The following is a 15,934-nucleotide window of genomic DNA, read 5'->3' as shown; positions in this document are numbered from 1 at the left end:
AACCAGTACGGCTTGGTCTGCGTCAAAGTTCTAGTGCTCCTGAGCTACCTGTTCCATTGCATCGAAGTGGGTGGCGCTCGTCGATCGGCATCACGTCCAACATCATCGTTCCATCTGCTGCCTTGCCTGCCTCGCAGCCATGCAATGAAGTGAGACTCTTGTCAAGGCGAATCATAATTCGTTTGTTGCGCGATGTTAAGAAAAAAGTGCAAAAAAACTTGCGCGCGAGCATGACAACTTCATCGTCTTCATCGCCGCGCTCCGCTCGCCTCGTCTTTGCATGCGCGCGACACGCTCTCACCGCGTCGGACGCGAATGCGCATCGCTCCTCGCGCACACGATCGACGCATCGCTGATGCCGCGTCGAGCGAATGAAAAACCATCGCCGGCGCGCTCCGTTTTATTCACGCGAGCATCGCTGCCGGTACGCACTCGACGCGCGGCGACGGCGCGCTTCACGACGTTTCACGAACGCCGGAAACCCGCATGAACAAAGGCTTTTCGGGAAACCAAGAATGCCCGACAGATAACTGCGCGCACGCGTCGCGGCATCGTCCTCTCACACTTCGCGCGAGTACGAACTAGCGCCGCGCATGCAGCTACCGGGCCTTCGTGCAGCCGTGCATGGAAGACACGGCGCGATGCGCGGACGATGCGCGCATCGAAGTCCGGCTCGCACGCTCGCGTGCTGCTTGAACAGTGATGCGCCGACGCAACGGTCTGAGAATCGTCATTGCGACACACGCACGCAAGCGAGGTTCGGACACAGCGTCTTGCATGCATCGCGCGGCTCCATCGATGCACGCGAGACGACTGCGTGCCCTCCATCGGCCGGCATCCGCAATCGACAGCATCGACCTGTTCACCGACGAGGCATCCCGGACCCTGCATGTAGTGTCGCGCGGAGTCGGGCACTCTCTACCAGGCCGAACGCGCAGTGCGTGATGAAGAGGTTCGCCAGGCGTTCAATGCGATGCGCGCACTCGTCGCGCAAAGCAAAGCGAGACTCCGCGATGGCGACTACGATGCGTGGCCGGACAGGTGCCGCAGGCATGGCGGCGCCGCACGGAACATGCCGCCTAGAGGATTGCTTCAAGTGCCGCCGGCAGACAATTTTGCTGCATGACAGAATACGCCAGCAACCAGCAACCACGCCGGTTTCCGGCGAGCGACCAGCTCGCTTTGATGCGTACGCAAACACGGCCGGGAGATTGCGGCGCGAGCCTATCACCAGTAGATTGGCGTACCCGCGCCGCCAGGCTCGCCGAATCCGGCCGGTGACGATCCTGGTAGCGCCACGGCACGCAGTCATGGCGCGCCCCAACCCAAACAGGAGATCCCGATGCACTTTACTGCCCCCCGCTCCGTCGCACGCGCCGCCGTCATGGCGGCACGCGTCACCGTGCTCGCCGGTGCGCTGCTGGGTAGCGCCGCGGCGCTGGCCCAGGCCACCCCGGCTGGTTCATGGAAGACCATCGACGACGCCACCGGCAAGCCACGCGGCCTGGTGGAGATCAGCGAGCATAACGGCGTCTACAGCGGCAAGCTCGTCAAGAGCTTCGGCGAGAGTGACGGCAAGAGCGACGGCAAGCCCAAGGTATGCGACAAGTGCACCGACTCGCGCCGCGACCAGCCCATCATGGGCATGACCATCATCACGGGCTTGCGCAAGACCGGCGACAACGAGTGGAGTGGCGGCGAGATCCTCGATCCGGAAAGCGGCAAGCTCTACAAGACCAAGATGTCGCTGGCGGACGACGGCAACAAGCTCAAGGTGCGCGGCTTCATCGGCATCAGCCTGCTGGGACGCACCCAGACCTGGGAACGCGAACGCTAGCCTGCGTGCCAGGCGGTACCGGCACCGCCTGGCAACCCACGGCGCAGTCCTTGCGCCGTCCCTGCCTTCATCGTTGCATCGTCTCAGCGCCTCGCCTGCCTCTCCGTCCTTCGGCAACCCGTCCCGGCCGATCCGCCTTCGCGCCGCCTCCGGCTCTGCCGCCTCGCTTCCCGCCCGACCACTCAGCCAGCCGATTGCCATGCGCTGCCCGCATGACGACATGCGCAGAATTCGTTTTCAGGGTGACGGCGCGGCTCCTAACATCGGCCTTACCTGCCGTGCGCCGTTTCATCCCCCCACCGCGCCGGGCGGCGCTGCCACGCCGACCCGGTACCGAAGCGGTTCGCGCACCGGCGCCGCCAACCAGGAGGAAGTCATGCACGCAAGCGCCCGTCCAGAAGCGCCACCGAACGTCAGCGGCTCGCAGCGCCGCCGCGCCATCGTCGCCACCGTGATCGGGAACGGTCTGGAGTGGTTCGATTTCACCGTCTACAGTTTCTTCGCCGTCATCATCGCGAAGCTCTTCTTTCCCACCGGCAACGATCTGTCCTCGCTCCTGCTGGCGGTTGCCACCTTTGGCGTGGGATTCTTCATGCGGCCGGTCGGCGGCATCATCCTCGGGGTGTACGCCGACCGCGTCGGCCGCAAGGCAGCGCTGTCTCTGACCATCCTGCTGATGGCGCTGGGCACCACCATGATCGGCCTGGCGCCCACCTTTGATCAGATCGGCGTCTTCGCGCCGCTGCTGATCGTGGTGGCGCGCCTGCTGCAGGGCTTTTCCGCCGGCGGAGAGATGGGCGGCGCGACCGCCTTCCTGACCGAGTACGCACCGGTCGAACGTCGCGCCTACTATTCGAGCTGGATCCAGGCGAGCATCGGCGTGGCGGTGCTGCTGGGCGCCGCGGTCGGCACCTTCGTGACCTCCGCGCTGAGCACCGAATCGCTCAATAGCTGGGGCTGGCGCGTGCCTTTCCTGCTCGGCATCGTGATTGGTCCGGTGGGCTACTACATCCGCCATCACCTCGACGAGACGCCGACGTTCCGCGAGGCCACCGACAAGTCCGAGTCGCCGCTGGCCGAAGTGCTGCGCGACTACCCGCGCCAGACCGCGGCCAGCTTCTCGATGGTGATCCTGTGGACGGTCTGCACCTACGTGCTGCTGTTCTATATGCCGACGTACTCGGTCAAAGTGCTCCATGTGCCGCAGTCCACCGGCTTCATTGCCGGCATGGTCGGCGGCCTGGCGATCATGGTATGCGCGCCGCTGGTCGGCATGCTGGCGGACCGCATCGGACGCCGCGTGCTGCTGTCCGGCTCGGCGCTGCTGATCCTGGTGCTGGCCTATCCGATGTTCGTCTATATCAACCAGGCGCCGGGGCTGGCTTCGCTGGTGGTCTTCCAACTGGTGTTCGGCGTGCTGATCGCCACCTACACCGGCCCCATCCTGGCCGCGTTCTCCGAACTCTTCCCGGCCAAGGTGCTGTCGACCGGATTGTCGGTGGCCTACAACCTGGCGGTCACCATCTTCGGCGGCTTCGCTTCCTTCATCATCACCTGGCTGATCGCCAGCACGGGCAGCACCATGGCGCCGGCCTTTTATGTGATGTTTGCCGCCGCCATCAGCCTGGCCGGCACGCGCCTGGTGCGCGAGCCCGCTTACCTGCAAACCGTGCAAGTGCAAGCCGCGCAACCCGTCTAGTTCCAGCTCTTGTTCATCTTGTTCATCTGGTATCTCGTATGAAACAGATCCTACTCAGGGGCGGCAACGTCCTCGACCCCGCCCGCGGCAGTCTCCTGCAACGCCACGATGTACTGATCGAAGGCGAGCGCATCGCGGAGGTGTCGGCCACGCCGATCCACGCGCCCGCCGCGCAGGTGATCGACCTTGCCGGCAAGACCGTCATGCCCGGGCTGATCGACTGCCACGTGCACGTGCTGGCGTCGCTGGCCAACCTCGGACTGAACGCGGTGCAACCCAATGTGCTGGTGGCGTTCCGCGCCATGCCGATCATGAAGGCCATGCTGGAGCGCGGCTTCACCACCGTGCGCGATGCCGGCGGCGCCGACTGGGGCCTGTCGCAGGCGATCGAGACCGGCCTGGTGCCCGGCCCGCGCATCTTCCCGTCCGGCAAGGCGCTGTCCCAGACCGGCGGGCACGGCGATTTCCGCCCGCGCGCCGACGTGCTGGAGCCATGCTCGTGCGCTTTCCGCGCCGGCGCTATCGCCCGTGTGGCCGATGGCGTGGAAGCGGTTCGCCTGGCGGTGCGCGAAGAAATCCAGAAAGGCGCCACACAGATCAAGATCATGGCATCCGGCGGGGTGGCCTCGCCCACCGATCCGATCGGCAACACGCAGTACAGCGAAGACGAGATCCGCGCCATCGTGGCCGAGGCCGAGGCGGCCCAGACCTATGTCATGGCGCACGCCTACACCGGCCGCGCCATCGCGCGCGCGGTGCGCTGCGGGGTACGCACCATCGAGCACGGCAACCTGGTCGACCGCGCCGCCGCCCGCGTGATGCGCGAGCATGGCGCCTTCGTGGTGCCCACCCTTGTCACCTACGAGTCGCTTGCGCGCGACGGTGCGCGGCTGGGCCTGCCGGCGGAATCGGTGGCGAAGATCGAGACCGTGCGCCAGGCCGGGCGCGACTCGCTAGCCATCTATGCGGAAGCGGGCGTACCGATGGGCTTTGGCTCCGACCTGTTGGGCGAGATGCACCAGGACCAGTCGGACGAGTTCCGCATCCGCGCGGAACTGCTCGGCAACCTGGAAGCGATCCGCAGCGCCACTTCGATTGCGGCCGCCATCCTGCAGCGCGAAGGCGAGCTGGGCACCGTGCGAGCAGGCGCGCTGGCCGACCTGATCGCGGTGGATGGCAATCCGCTGGCGGACATCGGGCTGCTCTGCGGCCAGGGCGAGCACCTGACGATGGTGATGCAGGCGGGGCAACTGCATCGCCAGCCTGGCTGAACCCCAAGGCACTAGACGAAGCCGACAAAGATGCGCCAGAACCGTCTGCAATGACGACGGCTGTCACGCCCTCTCCCCTCGGGGGAGAGGGTTGGGGAGAGGGGTGGCTTAGCTAGGAACCACCTGAAGCAAAGCCAACAGTTTTCTTCAGCACGACGGCATAACGAGCACCCGCCCCATCCCGCAAGCGGGGGGGAGCAAACCTGTAGCACCGAATCAAGCCCTCCGCGCACTATCATGGCGACTGAACCCTCCCACTCGCCGCCATGCGCATCTCCCCCCTTCCTCCCCTGCCCTGCCTGGTCGCCTTCGAGTCCGCCATGCGCCACGGCAGCTTCACCCGCGCCGCCACCGAACTGCATCTGACGCAAAGCGCCATCAGCCGGCAGGTTGCCCAGCTCGAGCACTTCCTGGGCAAGAAGCTGTTTATCCGCGAGCCGCGCGCGCTGCGCCTGACAGTGAGCGGCCAGGCCTATGCCGAGGAAGTGCAGCGGCTGCTGGCAGCATGCGCCGAAGCTACCGAGGAGGTGATGAAGCGCAAAGGCCATGGCGAGCTGACGGTGGCCTGTTCCTCCGGCGTGGCGGTGCTATGGCTCACGCCCAGGCTGTCGCGATTCCGTGCCGCGCATCCCGACATCCACCTGCGCCTGCTCATCAACGACAGCCTGGCGTCGCTGTCGCCTGCGGAGTTCGACGTGGGCTTGTACTACCTGCGCGAAGGCCCGCCGCCGGGACTGGCTTCGCGCCGCCTCTACGACGAGGACGTGTTCCCCGTCTGCGCCCCGCAGTACCTGGACGGCCGCCGGCTCAAGCCTGCCGACCTCCCCGGCGAGACCTTGCTGATGCTGGAAGACGGACAGCGCCAATGGATGTCGTGGCAGACATGGCTGGCCCATAACGGCGTAGCCGATGCGCGCCCGCCACACAAGCTGGTGGCCAACCAATATCCCATCCTGCTGCAACTCGCGATCGAGGGCCAGGGCATCGCCCTCGGGTGGCGGCACATGATCGACCGCTGCCTGCACGAGGGGCTGCTGGTGCGCGCCTGCGAAGCGAGCGCAAGCCTGGGCGGCGGCTACTACGCGGTGTGGCCCCAGGACCGCGCGGAAGCCGCGGCGGCGCGCGCGTTCCGCAACTGGCTGGCGCAACAGACCGTGGACGGCCAGTAGTCGCCAACCCCGGCAAGCGGGAGGAGGCAGTGGAGCGCTTATGGAAGCGCATGCGCAGATTCAGCGAATTGACAGCTTCGCTGGTTATCATCGGTCGCTCGGCGTAGCGCTGGCCACAACGTTGGCCTGGCCAGGCGCCCGGTACCTAAAACAGCCAATGGAGACAACCATGCGTATCCCCGCCACCAGCCGCGCGCTGACCCTTGCCGTTCCCGCCCTGTTCGCCGCCGCCGGCCTCGCCATGCCGGCCCACGCCGCCGATGCGTGGCCGACGCATGTGATCAAGTTTGTCGTGCCGTTCACCGCGGGCGGGGCCAACGACCTGGTGGCGCGCGCTGCCGCCGACGCGGTTGGCAAGCGGCTCGGCCAGGCGGTGGTGATCGAGAATCGACCCGGCGCCGGCGGCGTGGTGGGCGCGGACTATGTGGCCAAGAGCAAACCGGATGGCTACACCTTCCTGGTCGGCGCGGTTGGCACCGTCACCAACAGCCTGATCCGCAGCAAGATGCCCTACGCGCCGGACGACCTGGTGCCGGTCTCACTGGTAGCGGTGAGCCCCTCCGTGATCGTGGTATCGCCGTCGCTACCCGTGAACAACCTCAAGGAACTGGTCGAGTATTCCAAGAAGCAGGCATCGGGCGCCAACTTCGCTACCGCAGGCAGCGGCAGCACGCCGCACTTTGTCGAAGAGATGCTCAAGGAGAAAGGCGCTGTGCTGACTGTCGTGCCTTACAAGAGCGGTTCGGAGAGCATTACCGCGGTGATCGGCAACCAGGTGACGGCCACCTCCGAGGCCAGCGTGGTGGTGCTGCCCAACATCAAGGCCGGCAAGCTCAAGGCGCTGGGCGCGACCTGGGACAAGCGCATGAGCGCGGCACCGAATATCGCGACCACCGCCGAGCAAGGCATGCCGGAAGTGCGCATCGGCCACTGGGCCGGCGTGTTCGCGCCCAAGGGTACGGACCCCGCCATCCTGAAGAAGATGAACACCGAGATGAGCGCTGCGATGCAGACGCAGGAAACGCGCGACCGCCTGATCCCCAACGGCATCGAGCCCGCGGGCGGCACGCAGGAGAGCTTCATTGCCTTCATCAAGTCGGAGCGCGAGCGCCTTGGACGCATTGCAAAGAAAGCCAATATGACGGCGGATTAATAAATTTTCTACCAGTCCTGTCTGCCAGGACTGCAAATGTCTGCATCAGGCCTGTTACGTACAGGCCTGTTTCATTTCTGAAATGCGCCCCATGCTCCGCAATTAGAAATTAAAGTGCTGTAATAGCTGTGAAATACAGCATTAATGTCTTCCAACAAATACATTCAACACCAACACCAATGTCTGTGAAAAAAAGCCAACGCGAATTGCAACGCTAATCATTCGCATTTATATTCCGGATCGCCCAAACGTATTTTTCCCGCCGTTGTCCGAACCGCAGGCTTGCACTTCTTGCAACCGCCGGCTGACTCGTACCTACGGCCGTACCGGAATCGAGAATCGACATGAACCGCCGCACTCCGATCGCGACTGCACTGCTCGCGCTGTTCGCCACCCCCGTTGTCACCCTGGCCCAGACGGCCGCTCCCGCGCCTGCCGCCAGCCAGGGCGCGACAACGCTGCAAGAGGTCGTGGTGCAAAGCGGACGCGTCAATGACGACTACAACGCGGTCAAGAATTCGATCAGCAAGCTGCCCGAGGAACTGCGCGACATTCCGCAATCGGTAACGGTGGTCAACAAGGCGCTGATCGATGCACAGGGCGGTACCTCGCTGACGGATGCACTGCGCAACGTGCCGGGCATCACCATCGGCGGCGCCGAAGGCGGCCAGATCGGCAACAACATCAACCTCAACGGCTTCTCCGCGCGTACCGACATTTATCTCGATGGTTTCCGCGACCGCGGCCAGTACTATCGCGACGTCTTCGCGCTGGACTCGGTGGAAGTGCTGATGGGACCGTCGTCGATGCTGTTCGGGCGCGGATCGACCGGTGGCGTGATCAACCAGGTCAGCAAGAAGCCGTCGCTGAAGGCCGCCACGGAGGTCACGGGGTCGGTCACCACCAATGGCCTGGTGCGCGCCACCGCCGACTACAACACGCCCACCGGCGAGACTTCGGCATTCCGCATCTCGGCGATGGCGCAGGACGGCGCACCGAGCACGCGCGACCAGACCAAGGTGAAGGATTTCGGCCTTGCTCCGTCCTGGCGCCTGGGCATCGGCACGCCCACCGAGATCACGCTCTCGGCGCTGCTGCAGCATAACGAGGACCAGCCCGATTACGGCCTGCCGGCGATCAACGGGCATCCGGTCAACGTCGACCGCAAGACGGCGTACGGCTTCAATGACGACCGCACCATCCAGGACGTCGTCGCGCTCAATGGCACGGTCGATCACAAGATCTCGCCCAACCTGCGCCTGCGCAACCAGACCCAGTACAACTACGTCAACACCAATGCGCGCGAGACGGCGCCGAATGCCGTCGGCACGGTCAACGCCAAGGGCTTCACCCCCCTGACCACCACCACCCTGCCACTGGGTTCGCTGTTTGTCCGCCAGCAAAGCCACGACCGCCATATCCGCGACTACTCGATCTTCAACCAGACCGAGCTGACCGCCAAGTTCGACACCGGCCCGGTCAAGCACACCGTGCTGATGGGCGCCGAGATCGGCCACGATGGCTATGACAACCAGAATTACTACCGCAACGGCACCTGCAACGGCGTGCCGCTGAACCCCGGCGCTACCGCCACTGCGGCAGCGGGCACCAGCGGCTACGCCGCATGCGAACCGGTGGTCAACCCGACCTACATCAACTCGCCGGCTACCGCGCCGAGCGCAGTTGGCAACCGGCAGGGCGCTTCGGCCAATACCCTGGCGGTCTATGCCAATGACTCGATCGAATTCAGCAAGCAATGGAAGCTGGTGGGCGGGCTGCGCTACGACCGATATCTCGCCAGCATCACCAACTCGGTCAACTCGAACAATACCAAGGGCAACACTGCGCTGGCCAACGCCGAGCAGACCGTCAACTTCACCAGCGTGCGCGTGGGTGGCCTCTGGCAGCCGACCGAGGCGCAGTCCTACTACCTGTCGTACGGCACTTCGTTCAATCCGTCGCTGGAGCAACTGGTCGGTACCGTGGGCCAGACGAACCTGGACCCGGAAAAGAACAAGTCATATGAAGTAGGCGGCAAGTGGGACCTGATGGGCGGCGACCTGTCGCTGACTTCGGCGCTGTTCCAGATCACCAAGGACAATGCCCGCAGCCAGATCGATACCACCACCTACGCGCTGACCGGCAAGATCCGCGTGCGCGGCTTCCGTGCCGGCGCCACCGGCCGCATCACCAACAAGTGGCAGGTCTTCGCGGGCTACACCTACCTGGACGGCGAGATCGTCAACGGCATTGCCGCCGGCACCCAGGGCATGGTCCCGACCAATACGCCCAAGCACACCGCGACGGCATGGACCAGCTACCGCGTGCTGCAGGACTGGGAAGTGGGCGGCGGCGCCTTCTATATGTCGCAACGCTATGCCAACAACACCAACACCGTGCAGGTGGGCGGCTTCGTGCGCTGGGACGGCATGATTGCTTACCACCAGCCGAAGTACGATGTGCGCCTGAACCTGTTCAACGTGTTCGACAAGAAGTACTACGATGCGCTGATCCAGTCGGACGGCGGCCGTTCGGTGCCGGGCACCGGCCGCACGGCGATGCTGTCCCTCATCTACCGCATGTAAGCTAAGGTAGAGTGGCGTGGCGCCATGTCGCGCCACGCGGCAACGCCGGGACCTCTCCCGGCGCCGCTATCGAACCCTGCCGAGATCGTCATGCTTGTCTGCATTCCCAAGGTCCTCAATGCGGAACAGCTCGCCGTACTGCGCGAGCTGCTCGACCAGGCCGGCGACGCCTGGGTGGATGGCCGCGTATCGGCCGGCTACTCCGGCGCCCCGGTCAAGTTCAACCAGCAGATCGACGAGCGCGCCGACGTGGCGCTGCAGTGCCAGCAACTGATCCTGAGCGTGCTGGAACGGCATCCGCTGTTCATCAGTGCGGCGCTGCCCAATATCGTCTACCCGCCGATGTTCAACCGCTACGGCGAGGGCATGACGTTTGGCCCGCATGTGGACGGCAGCGTACGCATCCATCCGCATAACGGCCGCAAGCTGCGCACCGACATCTCGGCCACGCTGTTCCTCAGCGACCCCGCCAGCTACGACGGCGGCGAGTTGCAGGTGGAAGACACCTACGGCGTGCACAGCGTCAAGCTGGAAGCCGGCGACATGGTGGTCTATCCCGCCACCAGCCTGCACCAGGTGACGCCGATCACGCGCGGCACGCGCGTGGCGAGCTTCTTCTGGATCCAGAGCCTGGTGCGCGACGACGCGCAGCGCACACTGCTGTTCGACCTCGACAACGCCATCCAGAAACTCAACCAGACCGGCGCCGACGATGGCGCGCGCCGCTCGCTGGTGGGTTGCTATCACAACCTCCTGCGGCAGTGGACCGACACCTGAATCCGCCTGTATCCACCTGATGGCTGGCGGCGGCGCGGCGCGCCGCCGTGCCAGCCTTACATCCGGTAGCGCAATGTCGCCATCACGCTGCGCGGCGCGCCGGGCATGTTCAGGTTGGGGCTGGTACCGTGGGCTGAGACGATATAGCCCTGGTTGAACACGTTATTGAGGTTGAGCTGCGCCTCGAACGCACCACGGCGGTACCACGCCATCATATCGGCGGTGACGTAGCCCGGCAGCGTGACCGTATTGCCCGGATTGGCAAAGCGCGCGCCGACGAGGTTGAGGCCGCCACCCACGCCAAAACCATAGCCCAGCGATTTGGTGAGCCACACGTTGCCGCTGTGCATCGGCGTCAGCGTAGCGCGCTTGCCCTGTACCTGCTGGCCGGCATCGACCGCAACCGATCTGGTCACGCGCGCGTCAAGATACGCATAGCCCGCAAGCACGCGCCAGCCCTGCGACAGGTCCGCCGAGGTGGTGAGCTCCACGCCGTCGGTACGTTGCTCGCCGATCGGCACCAGCTGCAAGGTGAGCGGATTGGTTGCCTTGATACCGTTTCGCTCCAGGCGGAACACGGACACCGTAGTGCTGGCGCGGCCATCCAGCCAGTCGTACTTGGCGCCTACCTCGGTATTGCGCGTGCTTTCCGGCGCGATATCGGCGTTGTTGGCCGCCAGCGCGAAGGCCTCTCCCGAGGGCTGGAACGAACGGCTCCACGAGACATAGTAGGACTGCGTCCTGGTGGGCTGCCACACCAGGCCCGCGCGCGGACTCCAGGCGTTGTCGGTGCGCGACAGGCCAGGCTGGCCGGGGCGATGATCGACGGTCTCTTGCTGGAAACGGTCGTGGCGCAGGCCGATCAGCGCCTTCCAGTGTTCGGTCAGGCTCACCATGTCCTGCGCATAGACGCCGAGGGTCTTGAAGGTGCCCAGGCTGTTGGCGGTGAGCGCGCCGCCGTTCAGCGGCAGCGTGGGAAGCACAGGATTGAACAGCGATACGGTGGCCACCGTGCCCGCGGAATAGCTGACGAGGTCCTTGTTCTGCTGGCCGATCTCCACACCGTAGAGCAACTCGTGCTTCATGCCGAACAGCGTGGTCTTCTGCATCAGGTCGGTCTGGTTGAACCAGCCGCGCTCGGCGCGCGCCACGTTCGAGCGCGTCAGCGTGACGGTCTGGCGCGCCTCGTTGACCAAGCCCGGCAGCGTGTTGTTCCGGTCCAGCGTGTAGTGGTAGTAGCGCGTGGCATTGCGCAGCGACCATTGCTCGTTGAAGCGGTGGTTCAGCGTGGCGGTGCCGGAGTACACACGCGACTGGCTGTAGTCCACGTCGCGCGCGTTGGCGGCGCCATAGTAGGTGGAAGCGGGCACGTTGACCGGGCGGCCCTGGTACGCCGGGATGCCGAAATCGGTCACGCGCCGGTCTTGCAGGTAGTCGGCCTGCAGCAGCAGCGTGGTCTCGGGCGCCAGGCGCAGGTCCAGCGACGGCGCCACGGCAAAGCGGTCGATGAACTGCTGGTCGCGGTAGCTGTTGCCCTTCTCCACGGCGCCAGTGATGCGCCAGGCGGCAGCGTCGTTCACCACGCGGCCGACATCGGCTTCGGCGCGCCGGCTTTGCCAGGAGCCATAGCTGAGCGCCAGATCCGTGACATCGAGGCCGGGCTTCTTGGTGACGCGGTTGATCAGGCCGCCGGACGAGCCACGCCCGTAAAGCACCGCTGCCGGGCCTTTGACGACTTCGATGCGGTCGACGTTGGACAGATCGCGAAAGTACAACGCATCGTCGCGGATACCATCGACGAACTGGTCGGCGATGGCCGAAAAGCTGCGGATGCTGACCTGATCCCGCTGGCCGTCGCCGGTGGAGAAACTCACCCCCGGCACATTCTTCAGCGCGTCCTGGATCGAGGTAGCGTGCTGGTCGCGCATCACTTCGGCGGTCACCACATTGACGGTCTGCGGGATATCGCGCAGCGGTGCGTCGATCTTGGTCGCGCTGCCGGTGCTGGCCGGGTTGTAGCCCTCTCCCGGGTCGCTGCCAGCGGCGGCCTTCACAGTGACTTCGGGCAGGCTGGCCGTGCTATTCGCCTGCGCCTGCGCGGTACCGAAGACGGCGGATTGGGAAACAAAGGCGCCGAGCACGGCGGCATGGATTGGGCGAAGAATAAGGCGCATCGATGTAATGATTTGTAACGATTGAAATACAAATGCGACGCATTATCATTTTCACTGGCAACAATTGTCAATGAAAAACGCGGATGCATATCCGGGCGCGATAAAAGCGGCCAAAACAGCACCCAACATGCTGTTAGTCGATTAAGGAAAAGAGAAAATACCGAAAAGACCAAAAATGCGAGGCAATTGGAAACAGGTCCATGCCTGGCGCATGTCCGGCAGTCTCCGCGCGCAAACGGTCAGGCCATTTCAGGCGAATTGCTCCGCCAGGGCCGCGCGCACCTTCGCCACCAGAGGCGCCTCGCCGGGCCGCGCGGGCAGCAGGTAAAACTCGGCGGCCGGCAGCGCGGGAAGCTTCAGGCGGCTGACGGTCTGGGCATCGATGCGCGCCACTCCGGGCCCGATCGCCGACTCGTTCAGGCAGGAGATACCCAAGCCGGCGGCCAGCGCGAGCTGCAGCCCGGCCACGCCCGAGGCGGAATGCGCGATTACATGGTCCAGCCGCCGGCGCAGCAGCATCTGCACCACGTACTGGTGCAGCGAGCAGGTATCTGGCAGCAGCACCAGCGGCAGCGGCGCGCTGATGCCCTCGGCCTCCCCTTCGGCCGCCACCCACGCCAGCGCCTCGCGGCGCAGCACGGTGCCGCGCGCTCCCCGCTGGCCGCCGCGGGCGCCCGGCAGCCGCATCGACAGGCCGATATCGAAGGCATCCGTCAGCGCTCCGGCGTCGATCATGCCGCTCTTCATCACGGTGACATGCAGCCGCAGGTGGGGATAGCGCTCGCGCAGCCGGCGCAGCATGCCGGCGATCTCGCCAGGCCGGAAGTAATCCGTCACCGCCAGCCGCAGTTCGCCGTCCAGCGTATGGCCGCGCAAGTCCTGCAACGCCAGTTCGGACAGCGCCAGGATGCGCCGCGCATGTTCCAGCAGGCGCATGCCGGCGGGCGTGGGCGAGGCGCCCTGCTTGCCGCGCGTGAGCAGCGGCACGCCCGCGCGCTCCTCCAGCTTGCGCAGTTGCTCGCTGACCGATGACTGCGACAGGAACAGCCGCGGCGCGGCGGCCGACAGGCTGCCGGCCTCCGCCACGGTGACGAAGGTGCGTAGCTGATCGAGTTCCAGGGCGCGCATCGACCACCTCCCTCATGTTTCGGTATTGACGATGGATAATATCGCAAATTCCCGTTTTCCCGATGGAAGGCAGAAACCTAGAATGGCATCACTTACCCGCTGAACCGAAGCAACGCCAACCTCAGGCCAAGGAGCCCGTCATGCCCCACATCAACCTCCAGATCTCCGGCAAACCCGATGCATCGCTGACCCGCCGCAGCGCCGCCGCCGTGGCCGGGATCACGCAGCGCGTACTCGGCAAGAAGCCGGAAGTCATCGTCGTCTCCGTGCAATACATCGATCGCGACGCCTGGATCGTCGGCGGCGAACCGCTCTCGGAGCTCGGCCGCAATGCCTTCCATCTCGATATCAGCGTGACCGATGAAACGAACACGAAAGGCGAGAAGGCGCAGTTCCTGAAGGAAGTGTTCGAGTCGCTGTCGGAGCTGATCGGCAACGTCCATCCGGTCTCGTACATCCACGTTGTCGACGCGCGCGCGGCCACCTACGGCTATGGCGGGCTGACGCAGGAGTACCGCTATCACCACGGTTGAGCAGCGGGCCGGAGCTACCGGCCGGCACCGGCCTTTGAGGCAGGACATTCCGCAGCGCAGCAAGCTGTGGCAAAGTCGGCACCTGGTCCGTTGCGCGCGGAGCCAAAAGCACCGCGCGCACGGGAAACACAAGGAGAACCGATGTCTTTCCTGATTGTCCTGGCCGCGCTGGCCTTCCTGATGTTCGCCGCCTACCGCGGCTACAGCGTCATCCTGTTCGCCCCGGTGGCCGCGCTCGGCGCCGTCCTGCTGACCGAGCCCGCCGCCGTGGCGCCCGTCTTCTCCGGCATCTTCATGGAGAAGATGGTCGGCTTCGTCAAACTGTATTTCCCTGTGTTCCTGCTTGGCGCCGTATTCGGCAAGGTGATCGAGCTGTCGGGCTTCTCGGAGTCCATCGTCGCCGCCGCCATCCGTTATATCGGCCGCTCGCGCGCCAATGCGGTAATCGTGGCGGTCTGCGCGCTGCTGACCTACGGCGGGGTTTCGCTGTTCGTGGTGGTGTTCGCCGTCTATCCCTTCGCGGCGGAGCTCTACCGGCAGAGCAATATTCCCAAGCGCCTGATGCCGGGCGCCATCGCGCTGGGCGCGTTCTCTTTCACCATGGATTCGCTGCCGGGTACGCCGCAGATCCAGAACATCATCCCCACCACCTTCTTCAAGACCACGACCTGGGCAGCGCCGTTGCTGGGCGTGCTTGGCTCACTGTTTATCGTCGGGGTCGGCCTGTCCTACCTGGAGTGGCGCCGCCGCGCGGCCATGGCGCGCGGCGAAGGCTACGGCACGGCGCTGCGCAACGAGCCGGAGCGCAGCCAGACCGGGCACCTGCCGCACCCCGCGCTGGCGCTGCTGCCGCTGGTGGTGGTAGGCGTGGCCAATTTCGTCTTCACGCGGATGATTCCGCAGTGGTACGGCAGCAGCTACAGTGTGTCGCTGCCCGGCCTGGCCAAGCCCGTGGAAACGCAGATCGCCACCGTGACCGCGATCTGGGCGGTGGAAGCGGCCTTGCTGCTGGGCATCGTGGTGGTGATGGCGACCGCCTTCGGCGCGGTGCGCGACCGCTTTGCCGAGGGTAGCAAGAGCGCCATCGGCGGGGCGCTGCTGGCGGCCATGAACACGGCCTCGGAGTATGGCTTCGGCGGCGTGATCGCCGCCCTGCCCGGCTTCCTGGTGGTCAGCGACGCGCTCAAGAGCATCCCCAATCCCCTGGTCAACGCGGCCGTCTCCGTCAGCACGCTGGCCGGCATCACCGGCTCGGCTTCCGGCGGCATGAGCATCGCGCTGGCCGCCATGTCGGACACCTTCATCCATGGCGCGCAGGCTGCCGGCATCCCGCTCGACGTACTGCACCGGGTGGTGTCGATGGCCAGCGGCGGCATGGATACGCTGCCACACAACGGCGCGGTGATCACCCTGCTGGCGGTGACGGGCCTGACCCACCGGGAGTCCTACCGCGACATCTTCGCGGTCACGGTGATCAAGACCATGGCCGTGTTCTTCGTGATCACGGTGTACTACCTGACCGGCGTGGTCTGAATGCGGCGCTGCGCCGCACCTTGTGCATCGCGCCGTCCTTACCTAGTGTGTGTGAGTAACCGGGCGTCGCGTGCG

The 15,934-nt window shown here is 65.2% G+C and carries 11 protein-coding genes; 9 read left to right on the top strand and 2 right to left on the bottom strand.

Features of this window, described 5'->3' with window-relative positions; all coding sequences use genetic code 11:
• The first annotated feature begins 1,384 nt into the window (after positions 1 to 1,384).
• The 7 genes from AC1DS6_RS13465 (at position 1,385) to AC1DS6_RS13435 (ending at position 10,491) form a co-directional block, all read left to right on the top strand.
• Positions 1,385 to 1,837 carry a DUF2147 domain-containing protein gene (locus tag AC1DS6_RS13465; RefSeq protein ID WP_441625687.1) on the top strand — a complete coding sequence of 151 codons (453 nt, stop codon included), beginning with the start codon at positions 1,385 to 1,387 and terminating at the stop codon, positions 1,835 to 1,837.
• 376 nt (positions 1,838 to 2,213) lie between these two features.
• Complete coding sequence (locus AC1DS6_RS13460) at positions 2,214 to 3,536, top strand: MFS transporter (protein ID WP_441625533.1); 1,323 nt, start codon at positions 2,214 to 2,216, stop codon at positions 3,534 to 3,536.
• 38 nt (positions 3,537 to 3,574) lie between these two features.
• Positions 3,575 to 4,807 (top strand): metal-dependent hydrolase family protein, encoded by a 1,233-nt coding sequence (locus AC1DS6_RS13455; protein ID WP_441625535.1) that lies wholly within the window; start codon positions 3,575 to 3,577, stop codon positions 4,805 to 4,807.
• Between the two features lie 266 nt (positions 4,808 to 5,073).
• The gene (locus tag AC1DS6_RS13450; RefSeq protein ID WP_441625537.1) at positions 5,074 to 5,976 is read left to right on the top strand and encodes a LysR substrate-binding domain-containing protein; all 903 of its coding nucleotides are present in this window, start codon (positions 5,074 to 5,076) and stop codon (positions 5,974 to 5,976) included.
• 169 nt (positions 5,977 to 6,145) lie between these two features.
• A complete protein-coding gene (locus AC1DS6_RS13445) occupies positions 6,146 to 7,129 on the top strand; it encodes a Bug family tripartite tricarboxylate transporter substrate binding protein (RefSeq protein ID WP_441625539.1) in 984 nt (327 codons plus the stop codon).
• A 344-nt stretch (positions 7,130 to 7,473) separates the two neighbouring features.
• A complete protein-coding gene (locus tag AC1DS6_RS13440; RefSeq protein ID WP_441625541.1) occupies positions 7,474 to 9,714 on the top strand; it encodes a TonB-dependent receptor in 2,241 nt (746 codons plus the stop codon).
• A gap of 90 nt (positions 9,715 to 9,804) precedes the next feature.
• A complete protein-coding gene (locus AC1DS6_RS13435) occupies positions 9,805 to 10,491 on the top strand; it encodes a Fe2+-dependent dioxygenase (RefSeq protein WP_477102590.1) in 687 nt (228 codons plus the stop codon).
• Between the two features lie 56 nt (positions 10,492 to 10,547).
• Here AC1DS6_RS13435 and AC1DS6_RS13430 read toward each other — a convergent pair whose 3' ends face one another.
• Positions 10,548 to 12,665, bottom strand: coding sequence for a TonB-dependent receptor (locus AC1DS6_RS13430; RefSeq protein WP_441625545.1), 2,118 nt, complete (start codon positions 12,663 to 12,665; stop codon positions 10,548 to 10,550).
• Between the two features lie 249 nt (positions 12,666 to 12,914).
• Positions 12,915 to 13,793 (bottom strand): LysR family transcriptional regulator, encoded by an 879-nt coding sequence (locus AC1DS6_RS13425; RefSeq protein ID WP_441625547.1) that lies wholly within the window; start codon positions 13,791 to 13,793, stop codon positions 12,915 to 12,917.
• 140 nt (positions 13,794 to 13,933) lie between these two features.
• Between AC1DS6_RS13425 and AC1DS6_RS13420 the strand changes: the two genes are divergently transcribed.
• Both AC1DS6_RS13420 and AC1DS6_RS13415 read left to right on the top strand, forming a co-directional pair.
• Complete coding sequence (locus tag AC1DS6_RS13420; RefSeq protein WP_441625549.1) at positions 13,934 to 14,326, top strand: tautomerase family protein; 393 nt, start codon at positions 13,934 to 13,936, stop codon at positions 14,324 to 14,326.
• 141 nt (positions 14,327 to 14,467) lie between these two features.
• Positions 14,468 to 15,859 (top strand): GntP family permease, encoded by a 1,392-nt coding sequence (locus AC1DS6_RS13415; RefSeq protein ID WP_441625551.1) that lies wholly within the window; start codon positions 14,468 to 14,470, stop codon positions 15,857 to 15,859.
• Positions 15,860 to 15,934 lie beyond the last annotated feature (75 nt).

The sequence above is a fragment of the Cupriavidus sp. 05L310 genome, from assembly GCF_056398185.1.
Note: the sequence above shows the minus strand (reverse complement) of the source record. Positions and strands in the feature narration are given on the sequence as shown.

Bases quoted from the DNA above. Each gene is read 5' to 3' on its own strand.
- AC1DS6_RS13415 (WP_441625551.1), top strand. From the start codon at position 14,468: ATGTCTTTCCTGATTGTCCTGGCCGCGCTGGCCTTCCTGATGTTCGCC.
- AC1DS6_RS13460 (WP_441625533.1), top strand. From the start codon at position 2,214: ATGCACGCAAGCGCCCGTCCAGAAGCGCCACCGAACGTCAGCGGCTCG.
- AC1DS6_RS13450 (WP_441625537.1), top strand. From the start codon at position 5,074: ATGCGCATCTCCCCCCTTCCTCCCCTGCCCTGCCTGGTCGCCTTCGAG.
- AC1DS6_RS13445 (WP_441625539.1), top strand. From the start codon at position 6,146: ATGCGTATCCCCGCCACCAGCCGCGCGCTGACCCTTGCCGTTCCCGCC.
- AC1DS6_RS13430 (WP_441625545.1), bottom strand. From the start codon at position 12,665: ATGCGCCTTATTCTTCGCCCAATCCATGCCGCCGTGCTCGGCGCCTTT.
- AC1DS6_RS13420 (WP_441625549.1), top strand. From the start codon at position 13,934: ATGCCCCACATCAACCTCCAGATCTCCGGCAAACCCGATGCATCGCTG.
- AC1DS6_RS13435 (WP_477102590.1), top strand. From the start codon at position 9,805: ATGCTTGTCTGCATTCCCAAGGTCCTCAATGCGGAACAGCTCGCCGTA.
- AC1DS6_RS13425 (WP_441625547.1), bottom strand. From the start codon at position 13,793: ATGCGCGCCCTGGAACTCGATCAGCTACGCACCTTCGTCACCGTGGCG.
- AC1DS6_RS13465 (WP_441625687.1), top strand. From the start codon at position 1,385: ATGGCGGCACGCGTCACCGTGCTCGCCGGTGCGCTGCTGGGTAGCGCC.
- AC1DS6_RS13455 (WP_441625535.1), top strand. From the start codon at position 3,575: ATGAAACAGATCCTACTCAGGGGCGGCAACGTCCTCGACCCCGCCCGC.
- AC1DS6_RS13440 (WP_441625541.1), top strand. From the start codon at position 7,474: ATGAACCGCCGCACTCCGATCGCGACTGCACTGCTCGCGCTGTTCGCC.